Here is a 14,565-nt window from a genome sequence, read left to right as displayed (position 1 = left end):
GGACCGGTCCTCAGACGTCGAGCTGGTCGGCGACCGCGCGCAGCAGGCCGGCGACCTTCTTGCCGGCGGTCTTCTCGGGGTAGCGGCCACGCTCCAGGGTCTGCGTGACGTTCTCCAGGAGCGTGGTGAGGTCCTGGACGATGGAGGCCAGTTCGTCCGGCTTCTTGCGCTGGGCGGCCGCGACCGACGGGGTGGGATCCAGCAGTGTCACCGAGAGGGCCTGGTCGCCGCGCTGACCGGCGACGACACCGAACTCCACGCGCTGTCCCGGCTTGAGTGCCTCGACTCCGGCGGGGAGAACCGAGGAATGGACGAAGACGTCACCGCCGTCGTCACGGGAGAGAAAGCCGAAGCCCTTCTCGCTGTTGAACCACTTGACCTTGCCGGTAGGCACGTCTGTCCTCGTCCTCGTACTCGTCGGGAAATTGCTGATGACGCCGTGCGGCGGGTCGTCCCTGACCCGCCGGTACCAAGGCTAATGGTCCCGGAGCGGCTGACAAGACGTCGCCCGGTTGTTCCTCAGGGCTGGGAACTACCCTGGTCGGGTGCGTGACAAAACCCAGACGAATTCCGCCGTACCCGGTGACCGACTGATCCGTGCCGGTGCGATCGTGTTCTTCATCGGCACGGTGGCCACTTTGGTCACCGTCGCCCCGCTGCTGCTCGGGACGACGCCTTTCCCGGCCTACATGTTCGGCCTGAGCATGCTCATGGGAGTCGGATTCCTGGTCGCCGGCGCGGGAGTGCTGCGTTCGGCCGCCGCGGGACGGCGTCAGGCGCGGGCCGCGGCCTCCAGATAGCCGGTCAGCCAGCCGGGGAACTGCGTCAGGTCGGTGAGGACGACGTCCGCGCCCGCCTCGCGCAGCTCCGCCGCGCCGAACGGGCCTGTCGCCACGGTCACCGACAGCGCGCCCGCCGCGCGTGCGCCGCGCACGTCGCCCTCGTGGTCGCCCACGTACACGTGCGCGCCGTGCTCGCGCAGCGCGAGCGCCTTCTGCTCGGCCCACAGATCGCCGGCCAGCGCGTCCGGCGCGATGCCCAGGTGCTCCAGATGCAGTCTGGCGTTCGGCTCGTACTTCGCGGTGACCACGACCGAGCGGCCGCCGGCCTGCCGCACGGCGTCGATCGCCTCGCGGGCGCCGGGCAGCGCGAGGGTGCCGGTGATGGCGTACGACGGGTACAGCGAGCGGTACAGGTCGGCCATCTGCGGCACCCGCTCGGCCGGGAACCAGTTCGCCATCTCCTCCACCAGCGGCGGACCCAGCCGGGTCACCGCGAGATCCGCGTCGATGTACGTCCCCGTCCGCTCGGCCAGCGCCGTGTAGCAGGCGTGGATGCCGGGGCGGGAGTCGATCAGGGTCATGTCGAGGTCGAAGCCGACGGTCGGCGCGGATGCGGTGGAGGCCATACGGGTCATTGTGCCCGTGCCCCCGCGCACGGCGTCGGGCCGTCTCACCTCCGCCGCTGGGAGCGCCACACCAGGAACAGCGCGGACGCGACGGCCGCGCCCTTCAGGACCCAGGGGAAGGTGCCGGCGAGGGCCTGGTTCGTCGCGCCCTCGGCGATCGGGTCGCCCCAGCGGCCGGTGCCCCGGCCCCACAGCCAGGTCGCCCCGGCGGCCACGGCGAGACCCGGCACGAACACCACCGCTGCCTTGATCTCCGCCTTGGTCAGCCGCCGCGAGCCCCAGGCGATCAGCCAGCCCGCGGCCATCGGGACGAGGTTGCCGAGCACCGCGCCCACCACGAGCAGCGCGGCCGCGCACAGCAGCAGCGGGTTGCTCCAGTCGCGTACCGCCGGAAGCCTCAGCCGGCGCCGGCCGGCCGGGGCCCCGTCCTCCGCCTCCGGCTCGTCCTCGGGCTCCTCGGGGTCCTCGCGGTCCCCCGCGGCCTTCTCCCGCTCCGCCGGGTCCTTCTCCGGGGGCCGCCGGAACAGCTCGGGGATCACCACACCGCCGACGAACCCGGGCACCTCGTCGAACGCGCCCGCGGGACCGTTCTCCACCCGCCACCAGTCGGGCCGGACCGCGCTGCCGCCCAGTTCCTCCGCCGGGGCCAGATGCGGCGGCGCGGCTCCCTCGGTGCGCGGCCTCGGCACGGCCCCGCGCGGCTCGTCCCCGCCGTCCCGCTGCACGGGCACGGCGGGGGGCTGTCCGGCGGTCCCGGTCCGGGCGCCCGCCGCCTCGACGACCTCGTCGGGACTGCCGATGCGGTCCAGGATGCGGCGGACCGCGGCCGGTGAGTCCACGACCGCCTTCGCCCGCCTGCGGTCGATCTCGTCCCGCAGCGCGGACACCAGCCGCATGCGCTCGGCGGAGGGCAGCTGCCTCTGGTGAGCCACGTCCCCGACCCGGCTCAGATACTCGTAGACGACCTGGTCGCTCTCGATCCCCACGCGCACGAAGGTACCGCGCGGACCGTCCGCCGCGGCCCAGGTCCGCACCGGGCCGCGGGCCGTGCGCCCGAGCCGTGCCTGACGGTCGGGCCCACCCGCTACCGTGGGTCAGATGAGCACCGAGGCCACGGCTCCCCGGTCCCTCGCGGAGGCGCTCCGCAGCAGGGACGACACCTCACTGGCCGCGCTGTTGCGCAGCCGCCCCGACCTCATCACTCCCGTGCCCACCGATCTGACGCAGCTCGCGACCCGGGCGGGCACGCGTGCCTCCGTCGTGCGGGCCCTGGAGCGGCTGGACCGGTTCGCGCTGCAGACGGCCGAGGCGCTGGCCGTGGCCGGCGATCCGGCGACGTACGGCGAACTGCTCGGGCTCATGGCGGGCGACGACGGCGACCCGCCGGTCGCCGCCGCGCTGCCGCAGGCGCTCGGCAGGCTGCGCGAGCAGGCCCTGGCCTGGGGCGGCGACGACCGGCTGCGGCTCGTGCGCACGGCTCGCGAGCTGCTGGCGCCCTCCCCGCAGCACCCCTCGCCCACCGGGCTCGGCCCGACCGTGCGGGAGGCGACGGCCGGCATGTCGCCGGGGCGGATCCAGGAGATCGTGACCACCGCCGGGCTGCCGACCACCCACGACCCGGTCTCCGCCGCCGACGCGCTCACCGGGCTGTTCCGCGACCGGGCCCGCCTCGCCGCGCTGCTCGCCGAGGCGCCCCGGGAGTCCGTCGAGGTGCTGGAGCGGCTGGTGTGGGGACCGCCGTACGGGCAGGTCACCGCCGATCCGGCGCCCCGGCTGCGCTGGCTGCTGGACCGCGGCCTGCTGCTGCCGACCGCGCCGGGCACGGTGGTGCTGCCCCGCGAGGTCGCCCTGCACCTGCGCGCCGGACGCGCCCACCGGGCCGCGGAGCCCGCGGCGCCCCCGGTGACGGCCACGGCCACGCACCCGCCGAAGGTCGCCGACGCCACCGCAGCCGGACAGGCGTACACCACGCTGGCGACGGTCGAGGACCTGCTGGCGGACTGGGACGAGGGCGGCCCCGCGGTGCTGCGCGCGGGCGGGCTGAGCGTGCGCGACCTGAAGCGGACGGCCGTCGCGCTGGACGTGTCCGAGCCGGTCGCCGCGTTCTGGGTGGAACTGGCGTACGCGGCCGGGCTGATCGCCTCCGACGGCGAGGCCGACGAGCGGTACGCGGCCACCCCCGCCTATGACGAATGGCTGGAGCGCCCCGCCGCCGAACGCTGGGCGCACCTCGCCGTGACCTGGCTGACGGCGACCCGCACCCCGGGCGTGGTCGGCGGCCGGGACGCCAAGGACCGCACGCTGTCGGCGCTGGGGCCGGGCCTGGACCGGTCGGCCGCCCCCGAGGTGCGCCACCGGGTGCTGACCCTGCTCGCCGGACTGCCGGAGGGCGCCGCGGCCGGCCCCGAGACGGTGCTGGCCCGGCTGCACTGGGAACGGCCGCTGCGCGGCGGCCGGCGCGACGAGGACGACCTGCGCACCCGGCTCGCCCGCTGGACGCTCACGGAGGCGGAGCTGCTCGGCGTGACGGGCCGGGGCGTGCTGTCCTCGCACGGGCGGGCGCTGCTCGCGCTGCCGGCCGCCGCGGACCACCGTGCCGGGAAGCCGGAGGGTCCGGGCGACCGGCTCCCGGCTCATCACCGCACCGGCTCCGCCGAACCCCTCTCCCCCGCCGAGCAGGCCGTGGCCTCCGCGGCCGCCGCCCGGCTGCTCGCGCCGCTGCTGCCGGACCCGCTGGACCATGTGCTGCTCCAGGCCGACCTCACCGCGGTGGCGCCCGGTCCGCTCCAGCGGCCGCTGGCCGCCACGCTGGGGGTGCTGGCGGACGTCGAGTCCAAGGGCGGGGCGACCGTCTACCGGTTCACCCCCGCCTCGGTGCGGCGTGCCCTGGACGCCGGCCGCAGCGCGTCCGACCTGCACGCCTTCCTCGCCGCGCACTCCCGTACGCCGGTTCCGCAGCCGCTGGCGTACCTGATCGACGACGTCGCCCGCAGGCACGGGCATCTGCGGGTGGGCGCGGCCTCGGCGTACGTCCGCTGCGACGACGACGCCCTGCTGAACGAGATCCTCGCCGACCGGCGGGCCGTCGTCCTGCGGCTGCGGCGTCTCGCCCCGACCGTGCTGGCCGCGCAGACCGACCCGGCGACGCTGCTGGAGGGGCTGCGGGCGATGGGGTTCGCCCCGGCGGCCGAGTCGGCGGAGGGCGATGTGCTGATCACCCGCGCCGACGCCCGCCGCACCCCGCCGCGCACCGCCCCCGAGCCGGTCCCGGACGGGCCCCCGACGCCCGACGCGACGCTCCTCGCGGCCGCGATCCGCGCGATCCGGGCGGGTGACCTGGCCTCCACCGCCCCGCGCAAGCAGGCGGACAGCGCCCCGCTCGCCGCCGGTGAGCTGCCCCGCACCTCCGCCGCCGAGACCCTCGCCACCATGCAGGCCGCCGTCCTGACCGGGCAGGCGCTGTGGATCGGCTACGTCAACGCCGAGGGCGCGGCCAGCCAGCGCGTCATCGCCCCGGTCCGTGTCGAGGGCGGCTTCGTCACGGCGTACGACCACACCGCCGACGAGGTCCGCACCTATCCGCTGCACCGCGTCACGGGCGTGGCGGAACTGGCCGACGGCCAGGACTGACCGGAGGCCGATGCGGCACACTGGAGGTTTGTCCCGTGCGGAAGGATGGACGTACGTGAACGGTCCTCTCATCGTCCAGAGCGACAAGACCCTGCTCCTGGAAGTCGACCACGAGCAGGCCGACGCCTGCCGCCGGGCCATCGCACCGTTCGCGGAGCTGGAGCGGGCGCCCGAGCACATCCACACCTACCGCGTGACACCGCTGGGCCTGTGGAACGCCCGCGCCGCCGGGCACGACGCCGAGCAGGTCGTGGACGCGCTGGTCGCCCACAGCCGCTACCCGGTGCCGCACGCACTGCTCGTCGACATCGCCGAGACGATGGACCGCTACGGCCGTCTCAGCCTGCTCAAGCACCCCGCGCACGGGCTGGTGCTGACCACCACCGACCGGCCGGTGCTGGAGGAGGTGCTGCGCTCCAAGCGGATCGCCCCGCTGGTCGGCGCCCGGATCGACCCCGACACCGTCGCCGTGCACCCCTCCGAGCGCGGGCAGATCAAGCAGACCCTGCTCAAGCTGGGCTGGCCGGCCGAGGACCTCGCCGGGTACGTCGACGGCGAGGCGCACCCGATCGACCTGGCCGAGGACGGCTGGGCGCTGCGGCCCTACCAGCGGCAGGCCGTGGAGAACTTCTGGCACGGCGGCAGCGGTGTCGTGGTGCTGCCCTGCGGCGCCGGGAAGACGCTGGTCGGGGCGGCCGCGATGGCCGAGGCCAAGTCGACCACGCTGATCCTCGTCACCAACACGGTCTCCGCCCGGCAGTGGAAGCACGAGCTGGTGAAGCGGACCTCGCTGACCGAGGACGAGGTCGGCGAGTACAGCGGCACCCGCAAGGAGATCCGGCCGGTCACCATCGCGACCTACCAGGTGCTGACGACCCGGCGGAAGGGCGTCTACCCGCACCTGGAGCTGTTCGACTCCCGGGACTGGGGCCTGATCGTCTACGACGAGGTGCATCTGCTGCCCGCGCCCGTCTTCAAGTTCACCGCCGACCTCCAGGCCCGCAGGCGTCTCGGCCTGACGGCGACCCTGGTGCGCGAGGACGGCCGTGAGTCGGACGTGTTCTCCCTGATCGGGCCCAAGCGGTTCGACGCGCCCTGGAAGGAGATCGAGGCGCAGGGGTACATCGCGCCCGCCGACTGCGTCGAGGTGCGGGTGAACCTCACCGACTCCGAGCGGCTGGCCTACGCGACCGCCGAGGCCGAGGAGAAGTACCGCTTCTGCGCGACGACCGAGACCAAGCGGAAGGTGACGGAGGCGATCGTGCGCCGGTTCGCCGGGCAGCAGATCCTCGTCATCGGGCAGTACATCGACCAGCTCGACGAGCTGGGCGAGCATCTGGACGCGCCGGTGATCAAGGGCGAGACGTCGAACGCGCAGCGCGAGAAGCTCTTCGACGCCTTCCGTGAGGGCGAGATCAGCGTGCTGGTGGTGTCGAAGGTGGCGAACTTCTCCATCGATCTTCCGGAGGCCACCGTCGCCGTCCAGGTGTCGGGCACGTTCGGGTCGCGGCAGGAGGAGGCGCAGCGGCTGGGACGGGTGCTGCGGCCCAAGGCGGACGGCCACCAGGCGCACTTCTACTCGGTCGTGGCCCGGGACACCATCGACCAGGACTTCGCGGCGCACCGGCAGCGGTTCCTGGCCGAGCAGGGGTACGCGTACCGGATCGTGGACGCGGACGAGCTGCTCGCGGAGAGCTGAGCCCGCGCCTGCCGGAAGGCTCCTAGCGGTGCCGGACCCCGGCCTCCTCGCCGTACTCACCGAGCAGGACCACGTCGACGGCGGCGCCCGCGAAGACACGTATCGCGTGCAGGGCGTCGCCGAGGCGGTGCCGGTGGACGCCGGACTGGAAGGCGGTCGCTCCGGAGGGGATGAGAGGGGCTGGGTGGACGGTCGCAGTGGTCATGTCTCCATAGTGCGATTACGGACATAAAACGGGCATCGGTCCAGGGAGTGATCCGAACCGCCGCCGAGGTCCGTCCCGGGAGGGACGGCATCCCCCCGGGGAGGGGCGGGACGTCCCCTAGGGGCCGGAGCCGGCCGGGGCGGACGCCGCCCCGGAGACGCGGGAGACGGCAGAGGCGGACGCCGCCCCGGAGATAATCGTTGGCCCCGGCGTGAGCCGCTGCCCTAGAATCCCCGCTCTTGCCCGCCTCCCTTCCACGGAGCGCCGCCGCCCGGACGGAAACCGGCCGGCACCCGCAGCCACCCCGTCCAGCAGGTCCTCCGGAGGCACCCCCTTGTCCACGCCCGCTGCCGACCCCCTCTCCCGGGAACGCTCCCACCTCTCCGACTCCCGCGCCGCGCTGCGTGCGATGCGCGAGGACGTCGAGTCCCTGGACATCAGGGACGTGACCGCGAACTGGGTCAACGCCGAGGTTCTCGCCCGTCAGATCGAGGACCGCATCAAGGCGCTGGCCGACCTCAGCGACACCCCGCTGTTCTTCGGCCGCCTGGACTATCTGCACGCGCCGGGCGCGGAGCGGGCCGAGGGCGCCGAGGGGGAGCGCTTCTACATCGGGCGGCGGCATGTGCACGACGCCGACGGCGACCCGATGGTCATCGACTGGCGGGCGCCGGTCTCGCAGCCGTTCTACCGGGCCTCCAAGAAGGACCCGCTGGACATCGCCCTGCGCCGCCGCTTCGGCTACACCGGCGGCGACCTCACGGCGTACGAGGACGAGCACCTCTCCGACCCTGCGGAGGCGGCGCGGACCAGCAGGCTGCTCCAGCAGGAGATCGAGCGGCCGCGTGTGGGTCCCATGCGGGACATCGTGGCGACGATCCAGCCGGAGCAGGACGAGATCGTCCGGTCCGGGCTCGCGGGCTCGGTGTGCGTGCAGGGCGGCCCCGGCACCGGGAAGACGGCCGTCGGTCTGCACCGGGTGGCTTACCTGCTGTACGCCCACCGTGAGCGGCTGGCCCGCACGGGCACGCTCGTGATCGGGCCGAACCGGTCCTTCCTGCACTACATCGAGCAGGTCCTGCCCGCGCTGGGCGAGCTGACGGTCCGCCAGGCGACCGTCGACGACCTGGTCGCCCATGTGGAGGTGCGCGGCACCGACACGGCGGCGGCCGCGGTCGTCAAGGGCGACGCGAGGATGGCCGAGGTGCTCCGGCGGGCCCTGTACGCGCACGTCACGACACCCACCGAGGCGATCGTCGTCGTGCGCGGCTCCCGGCGGTGGCGGGTCGCGGCGTACGAACTGGAGGACATGGTCCGCGAGCTGCTGGACCGCGGCCTGCGCTACGGCGCCGCCCGCGAGGCCCTGCCGCAGCGGATCGCGCACGCGGTGCTGGTGCAGATGGAGCGGTCGGGCGAGGCGCCGGACGACCGGGTGCAGGACGCGGTGGCCCGCAACAGCGCGGTGAAGGCGGCCGTGAAGGCGGTCTGGCCCGCCGTCGACCCGGCGAAGCTGGTGCTGCGGCTGCTGACGGACGCGGACTTCCTCGCCGAGCACGCGGCGGGCGTCCTCGACGAGGACGAGCAGAAGACGATCCTGTGGGCGAGGCCGGTGCGGTCGGTGAAGTCGGCGAAGTGGGCGCCCGCCGACGCGGTGCTGATCGACGAGGCCGCCGACCTGGTGGAACGCACGGCCTCCCTCGGGCATGTGGTGCTCGACGAGGCGCAGGACCTGTCGCCGATGCAGTACCGGGCGGTGGGGCGCCGCTGCACGACCGGTTCGGCGACCGTGCTGGGCGACCTGGCCCAGGGCACGACCCCCTGGGCGACCCGGAGCTGGGAGGAGGCGCTGGCCCATCTCGGCAAGTCCGACGCGGCCGTCGAGGAGCTCACGGCCGGTTTCCGTGTCCCCACCGATGTGATCACCTACGCGTCCCGGCTGCTGCCGCACATCGCCCCCGGGCTGGCCCCGGTGGCCTCCGTCCGGGAGAACCCCGGGTCCTTCGAGGTGCGGGCCGCCGAGGGGGACGCGGCGGTCGTGGACGCCGTACGGGACGCGCTCCGGCAGGAGGGCTCGATCGGGCTGATCGCGGCCGACGCGCGGGTCCCCGCGCTGGCCGGGGCGCTGGAGGAGGCCGGGATCGGTCACCTGGACCCGGGTGAGGAGACGACCCCCGACGTCCGGCTCACCCTGGTGCCGGCCTCGCTGGCGAAGGGCCTGGAGTACGACTACGTGGTCCTGGACGAGCCGCAGGCCGTGGTGGACGGCGAGCCGGACGAGCGGACCGGGCTGCGGCGGCTGTACGTGGCGCTGACCCGCGCGGTGTCGGGGCTGACCGTGGTGCACGGGGCGCCCCTGCCGGCGCAGCTGGACTGAAGCGCCGGGGCTGTCCGGGGTGGTCCGATGCCGTCGTCGGGCTGTGGGTCCGCCGTGGCTGGTCGCGCAGTTCCCCGCGCCCCTTGAGGCACCTCGGGGGCACCTCCTCAGGAGCACGGGGAACTGCGCGAACGACCAACCGCTCACACCCCGCCCAGCACCCCGAAACACCTCAAGCACACACCCCAGGAGCACGGGGAACTGCGCGAACGACCACGACGCACCCGCACCCGCACCCGGCGAACACCCAACCGCTCAGACCGCGTCCAGCGCCTCGCGCCACTCGGCGACCGCCGCCGAGGACACCGGCCCGGTCCAGCCCGCAGGACGCGCCGCGCCGCCGATGTGGAACGCCTCCACCCCGGCCGACCGCAGCCGCGGCACATGCTCCAGCCGCAGCCCGCCCCCGACGAGGATCTGCTGCTCGTACCCCGGCTCGCCCCGGTGCGCGGCCTCGGAGAGCAGCGTCGGCATCCCGTCGTCGACCCCGGACGCCGCCCCGGCGGTGAGGTACGCGTCCAGCCCCGGCATCCCGTCGAGCTGCTTGCGCAGGGCGTCCCGGTCGGCGGCGCGGTCGATCGCGCGGTGGAAGGTCCACGCACAGCCGTCCAGCTCCGCGACGACCCGCTCGACGGCGTACACGTCGACCCCGCCGTGCGGGTCCAGGAACCCGAGCACGAACTCGCTCGCCCCGGCCTCCCGCATCTCCCGCGCGGCGTCGACCAGCCGGCCGGTCTCCCCCGCGGCGAACCCGTCCGCGAGCCGCAGCATCACGCGCAGCGGGATGTCGACGGCGGCGCGGATCGCGGTGACGGTCCCCGCCCGGGGGGTGAGCCCGTCGGCGGCGATGTCGGTGACCAGCTCAAGGCGGTCCGCGCCTCCCGTCTGGGCGGCGACCGCGTCCTCCACGTCGAGGGCGATCACCTCCAGGAGTGCACGCGTGCTCATAGGGCCCCTTCCGTCGTGTTCCCTGGAGCGACTACAGGTCTAGTCCAATCTCAGGGTACGTCGGGAAGGCGCCGGGCCGCGAGATCGCCCCTCAGCCGAAGATGTTCAGCCGTCCGGCCTCGACCCCCGCCAGTTCGTACGAGGTTCCTCCGAGCGGCCGCCCCGCGTAGAGGCGGACGAGCGTCGGGGCGTCCCCGATGTACCGCGCTGGCGGCCGGTCCCCGCTCACCTCGCCCAGCAGCAGCGGCTCGTCGGCGTCGTCGAGGTCGGCGTGCAGCGGCACATGCCCCTTCTGCCGGGTCACCCAGGCCAGCAGCGACAGGGCGTGGGGCAGTCCGGCACCCGCGTACGCGCCCGGCTCGCCGAGCGCCTCGCGCACATCACCGGCGTGCACCCACTCCCCCAGCGCGACCATGTCGAGCACCCCGCCCGCCGCGGCGATCGCGGGCCCGGCCTCGGTCATGCCGCGCTCCAGCTCGTCGACGACCCGCTGGTTGCTCCACTCCGCGCGCTCGGCGATGTCCCGGTCGTTGCACCCGGGCGAGAAGACGTCCTTCTCGAACCGGCTCTCCACCACCCGCATCAGCGCCGACGAACAGTGCGCCAGCACATCCCGTACGGACCAGCCCGGACAGGCGGCCGTCGCCACGGCGAAGTCGGCGTCCGGCCGGGCCCGCAGCAGCGGGACGAACACGTCCCGCTCGACGGTCAGCAGACGCCCGGGCAGCCCGGGATCACGTTCCACGGTCATCTCAGCAGTCATACCGGCCACGCTAGGCGCTGCCGTTCGGATCATGCCGACATCGCAGCCCCTGATGTTGCCCGGTGATTCCCCCCTCCCGGCGCGGGAGAATGGCCGCATGGCCGATCTCGACGTCCTGCGCGCCCGTTTCGCCCGTGCCCTGGAGGCCGCCCGTGGGCCCGGCGGAGGCCCCGACCCGGTGCCGTACGCCGACAACCTGCTGACCCGCTGGCAGGAACCGCAGCGGAAGTACCACACGCTCGCGCACCTGGTGGCGGTCCTCGACCACGTCGACACGCTGGAGCGGTACGCCACCGACGCGGACGCCGTACGGCTGGCCGCCTGGTTCCACGACGCGGTGTACCTGCCCGACCGCTCCGAGAACGAGGAGCGCTCGGCCCGGCTCGCCGAGCGGGCGCTGACCGAGGCGGGGGTGCCCGCGGAGAGGACGGCCGAGGTGGCCCGGCTGGTGCGGCTCACCGTCACGCACGACCCGGCCGAGGACGACTTCGACGGACAGGTGCTGTGCGACGCCGACCTCGCGGTGCTGGCCTCGCCGCCGTCGGCGTACGCCGCCTACACCGCCGCCGTGCGCGAGGAGTACCACTTCGTGCCCGGCGACGCCTTCCGCGCCGGCCGCTCGGCCGTCCTGAGCCAACTCCTGGAACTGCCCAGGCTGTTCCGCACGCCCTACGGCCGTGAGCACTGGGAGGCGACCGCCCGCTGGAACCTGCGCGGCGAACGGGAAATGCTGTCGACCTGACGACAGGGGCGGCCTAGCCTGCCCGCATGCGATTCATGGGTGCGGAACGGGTGGAAGAGGCCGCGGCGAGCTGCGCGGCACTGCTGCGGACGGTGGTCGGGAAGGACTGGGAGAACACCAGAGCCGGTGACCTGGAATGGAGTTGCCGGTTCACGGCCACCCATGTCGCGAGCGACTTCATCGGGTACGCAGGCAACCTGGCCGGACGTGCCCGGTCCGCGTACGTGCCCTTCGACATCACCGTCGACGGCGACGAGAACGGCAACTACCGGGCCGACAACGCGGGCCTCATCGACGTGGTCACCACGACCGGCGCCCTGTTCGCCGCGACCCTGCGCACCACCCGGCGCGAGGTGCGCGCCTTCCACCCCTACCCCTTCCGCAGCGCGAACCGCGACGGCTTCGCCGCGATGGGCATCGCCGAGGCCCTGCTGCACACCCATGACATCGCCCGCGGTTTCGACGTGCCCTACGAGGCACCCGCCGAACTCGCCGAGTACGTCCTGACCACGATCTTCCCCACCGTCCGGCCCGGCCCCGCACCCTGGCCGACCCTGCTGTGGGCCACCGGCCGCGGCGACCTGCCCGGACGCGAGCGGGTCACCCGGTGGCACTGGACGAACAACCACGTCGTCCGGGCCGGGCGCCTCACCCTGGAGGGCGTCACCCCGGCCGCCGCGGCCGATCTCTACGAGGGCGGGGACGGCGGCTTCCACTGGGTCGAGGACGGCCCGTTCGAGGGCACCCGGATCGCCGCCGGGATGCTGCTGAAGGCGTACGAGATCGGTGTGCACCAGCCCGAGTTCGGGGTGTACGTCCTGGTCCGCGACGAGGACGGCCTCGCGGTCGGCGGAATGGGCTTCCACGGCCCGCCCGGGGACGGCCGCGCGGAGATCGGCTACGACCTCGCCGAGTCCGCCCGCGGCCGGGGCTACGCCACGGAGGCGCTGAACGCGCTGGCGGACTGGGCCCTGGCCCGCGAGGACGTGACCACGCTGCTCGCCACCGTCGACCGGGACAACGCGGCCTCCCAGGCGGTCCTCGCCCGCACCGGGTTCGTACGGACCGGCGAGGAGAAGAGCGAGGACGGCGAGCTGTTCGCCTACGAACGGCGGGGCTGACCGGCCCCCTTGCGCCGGCGCAGCCCGGCGCCGTGCAGCAGCCGCACCACCTCGCGGCTGCTGACCTCCACGGCGCCGGCCCGCACCGCGTCCGGGTAGCGGTGCGCGGGGATGTCGTAGTGGTCGCGCTCGAAGGCGCGGCGCGGCACGCCCATCCCGTCGGCGAAGGTGTGCAGTTCCTCGTACGAGACGTCGCTGACCAGGTGGGACCACAGGCGGCCGTGGCCGGGCCACTGCGGCGGATCGATGTACACGGTCACGAGGGCTGTGCCCCGTCGGCCGCGCCCAGCGAGCCGACCCGGGCCACCCGCACGCCCGCCTGATGGCACACCCAGTGCGGGTCGGACCCCAACTCGGGCTCCACGTCCAGCGCGTGCGGGTCCCCGGAGCCGCAGACCGGGCACAGCGGCCAGCGGCCGTAGCGCTCCATGAGCGCGTCCTGCACGTCCTGCGCGACCAGCCCGGGCAGGTACTCGGCGCCCTGCGGCCACTGCTCCACCCACCATCGGCGCTGCGCGACGGACTCCTCGACCAGCGAGACCACGTCCGCCTCGGCGACCCGGCCCGCCACGAGGTCGGCGAGCACCAGGGCGCGGGCCGCGTGCAGCGCCTGTTCCAGCGGACCGATGGTTTCCATGCCCCCATTGTGCGCACTCTTGACCGGGGGACGGTACCGAAAATATCTTTCACAGGTGACCCGGAATGTGAAGGAAACTTTCGCGGCCGCCGCCGGCGGGAGCGGCACCCCGCCCGCCCCGGCCGCCCTCGCCGCCAAGGTCCGTACGCTCGCCCCCTCGATGACCCGCTCCATGCAGCGCGTCGCCGAGGCCGTCGCGGGCGACCCGGCCGGCTGCGCCGCCCTCACGGTCACCGGCCTCGCCGAACTGACCGGCACCAGCGAGGCGACCGTCGTGCGCACCGCCCGCCTCCTCGGCTACCCCGGCTACCGCGACCTGCGCCTCGCCCTCGCCGGGCTCGCCGCCCAGCAGCAGTCCGGGCGCGCCCCGTCCATCACCACCGACATCGCCGTCGACGACCCCATCGCCGACGTCGTCGCCAAACTCGCCTACGACGAACAGCAGACCCTCGCCGACACCGCGGCCGCGCTCGACACGGTCCAGCTCGGCGCCGCGGTCACCGCGGCCGCGGCCGCCCGCCGCATCGACGTCTACGGCGTCGGGGCCTCCGGACTGGTCGCCCAGGACCTCACCCAGAAGCTCCTGCGCATAGGGCTCATAGCCCACGCGCACAGCGACCCCCACCTCGCCGTCACCGACGCGGTCCAGCTGCGCGCCGGGGACGTGGCGATCGCGATCACCCACTCCGGCTCGACCGGCGACGTCATCGAGCCGCTGCGGGTCGCCTTCGAACGCGGAGCCACGACGGTCGCCGTCACCGGCCGCCCCGACTCGGCGGTGACGCAGTACGCCGACCACGTGCTGACGACGTCCACCGCCCGGGAGACGGAACTGCGCCCGGCCGCGATGTCGTCGCGCACCAGCCAACTGCTCGTCGTCGACTGCCTGTTCGTGGGCGTGATGCAACGGACGTACGAGACGGCGGCCCCGGCGCTCGCCGCGTCGTACGAGGCTCTCGCCCACCGGCACCGCCGCTGAGCCACCCGTCCGCGAGCGGCGGGGAACCGTGCGGCCGGCCACGCAGGAGGACCGCGCGC

At 74.2% G+C, this 14,565-nt stretch carries 15 protein-coding genes; 7 read left to right on the top strand and 8 right to left on the bottom strand.

Going from position 1 to position 14,565, the window contains the following annotated elements:
- Nucleotides 1–10 precede the first annotated feature (10 nt).
- Nucleotides 11–394, bottom strand: a complete 384-nt coding sequence (locus ACIQGV_RS25740; RefSeq protein WP_402497948.1) for a cold-shock protein — start codon at nucleotides 392–394, stop codon at nucleotides 11–13.
- Nucleotides 395–545: 151 nt separating this feature from the next.
- Between ACIQGV_RS25740 and ACIQGV_RS25735 the strand changes: the two genes are divergently transcribed.
- Nucleotides 546–800 (top strand): hypothetical protein, encoded by a 255-nt coding sequence (locus ACIQGV_RS25735; protein WP_402497946.1) that lies wholly within the window; start codon nucleotides 546–548, stop codon nucleotides 798–800.
- On the opposite strand, the gene ACIQGV_RS25730 is transcribed toward ACIQGV_RS25735, so the two are convergent.
- Both ACIQGV_RS25730 and ACIQGV_RS25725 read right to left on the bottom strand, forming a co-directional pair.
- Nucleotides 773–1,417, bottom strand: a complete 645-nt coding sequence (locus ACIQGV_RS25730) for an HAD family hydrolase (RefSeq protein ID WP_402497944.1) — start codon at nucleotides 1,415–1,417, stop codon at nucleotides 773–775. The genes ACIQGV_RS25735 and ACIQGV_RS25730 overlap by 28 nt on opposite strands.
- 35 nt (nucleotides 1,418–1,452) lie before the next feature.
- Nucleotides 1,453–2,394 (bottom strand): hypothetical protein, encoded by a 942-nt coding sequence (locus ACIQGV_RS25725; RefSeq protein WP_402497942.1) that lies wholly within the window; start codon nucleotides 2,392–2,394, stop codon nucleotides 1,453–1,455.
- Between the two features lie 112 nt (nucleotides 2,395–2,506).
- Here ACIQGV_RS25725 and ACIQGV_RS25720 point away from each other — a divergent pair, with 112 nt between their 5' ends.
- Both ACIQGV_RS25720 and ACIQGV_RS25715 read left to right on the top strand, forming a co-directional pair.
- Entirely contained in the window at nucleotides 2,507–5,038 is a 2,532-nt protein-coding gene (locus tag ACIQGV_RS25720) for a helicase-associated domain-containing protein (protein WP_402497940.1), read from the top strand.
- A gap of 55 nt (nucleotides 5,039–5,093) precedes the next feature.
- The gene (locus tag ACIQGV_RS25715) at nucleotides 5,094–6,737 is read left to right on the top strand and encodes a DNA repair helicase XPB (RefSeq protein WP_402497938.1); all 1,644 of its coding nucleotides are present in this window, start codon (nucleotides 5,094–5,096) and stop codon (nucleotides 6,735–6,737) included.
- Nucleotides 6,738–6,759: 22 nt separating this feature from the next.
- On the opposite strand, the gene ACIQGV_RS25710 is transcribed toward ACIQGV_RS25715, so the two are convergent.
- A complete protein-coding gene (locus ACIQGV_RS25710) occupies nucleotides 6,760–6,942 on the bottom strand; it encodes a hypothetical protein (protein WP_402497935.1) in 183 nt (60 codons plus the stop codon).
- 334 nt (nucleotides 6,943–7,276) lie between these two features.
- Here ACIQGV_RS25710 and ACIQGV_RS25705 point away from each other — a divergent pair, with 334 nt between their 5' ends.
- On the top strand, nucleotides 7,277–9,316 hold the full coding sequence (locus ACIQGV_RS25705; RefSeq protein WP_402497932.1) for a HelD family protein: 2,040 nt from the start codon (nucleotides 7,277–7,279) through the stop codon (nucleotides 9,314–9,316).
- Nucleotides 9,317–9,571: 255 nt separating this feature from the next.
- Here ACIQGV_RS25705 and ACIQGV_RS25700 read toward each other — a convergent pair whose 3' ends face one another.
- The gene (locus ACIQGV_RS25700; protein WP_402497929.1) at nucleotides 9,572–10,264 is read right to left on the bottom strand and encodes a copper homeostasis protein CutC; all 693 of its coding nucleotides are present in this window, start codon (nucleotides 10,262–10,264) and stop codon (nucleotides 9,572–9,574) included.
- 91 nt (nucleotides 10,265–10,355) lie between these two features.
- Nucleotides 10,356–11,027 (bottom strand): maleylpyruvate isomerase family mycothiol-dependent enzyme, encoded by a 672-nt coding sequence (locus ACIQGV_RS25695; RefSeq protein WP_402497927.1) that lies wholly within the window; start codon nucleotides 11,025–11,027, stop codon nucleotides 10,356–10,358.
- A gap of 97 nt (nucleotides 11,028–11,124) precedes the next feature.
- On the opposite strand from ACIQGV_RS25695, the gene ACIQGV_RS25690 reads away from it, so the two are divergent.
- Together ACIQGV_RS25690 and ACIQGV_RS25685 are read left to right on the top strand one after the other, a co-directional pair.
- A complete protein-coding gene (locus ACIQGV_RS25690; protein WP_402497925.1) occupies nucleotides 11,125–11,769 on the top strand; it encodes a hypothetical protein in 645 nt (214 codons plus the stop codon).
- 26 nt (nucleotides 11,770–11,795) lie between these two features.
- Entirely contained in the window at nucleotides 11,796–12,890 is a 1,095-nt protein-coding gene (locus ACIQGV_RS25685) for a GNAT family N-acetyltransferase (RefSeq protein WP_402497923.1), read from the top strand.
- Here the strand turns inward: ACIQGV_RS25685 and ACIQGV_RS25680 are convergent.
- Complete coding sequence (locus ACIQGV_RS25680) at nucleotides 12,872–13,150, bottom strand: DUF4031 domain-containing protein (RefSeq protein ID WP_402497920.1); 279 nt, start codon at nucleotides 13,148–13,150, stop codon at nucleotides 12,872–12,874. The genes ACIQGV_RS25685 and ACIQGV_RS25680 overlap by 19 nt on opposite strands.
- Complete coding sequence (locus ACIQGV_RS25675; RefSeq protein WP_402497917.1) at nucleotides 13,147–13,527, bottom strand: hypothetical protein; 381 nt, start codon at nucleotides 13,525–13,527, stop codon at nucleotides 13,147–13,149. The genes ACIQGV_RS25680 and ACIQGV_RS25675 overlap by 4 nt, the downstream gene beginning before the upstream one ends.
- Before the next feature lie 55 nt (nucleotides 13,528–13,582).
- Between ACIQGV_RS25675 and ACIQGV_RS25670 the strand changes: the two genes are divergently transcribed.
- Nucleotides 13,583–14,506: a MurR/RpiR family transcriptional regulator gene (locus ACIQGV_RS25670; RefSeq protein ID WP_402497915.1), complete on the top strand. Its 924-nt coding sequence runs from the start codon at nucleotides 13,583–13,585 to the stop codon at nucleotides 14,504–14,506.
- Nucleotides 14,507–14,565: the final 59 nt, after the last annotated feature.

The organism is Streptomyces sp. NPDC093094, assembly GCF_044754345.1.
Lineage (GTDB): Bacteria > Actinomycetota > Actinomycetes > Streptomycetales > Streptomycetaceae > Streptomyces.
This window is presented reverse-complemented; position numbering and strand designations above follow the sequence as displayed.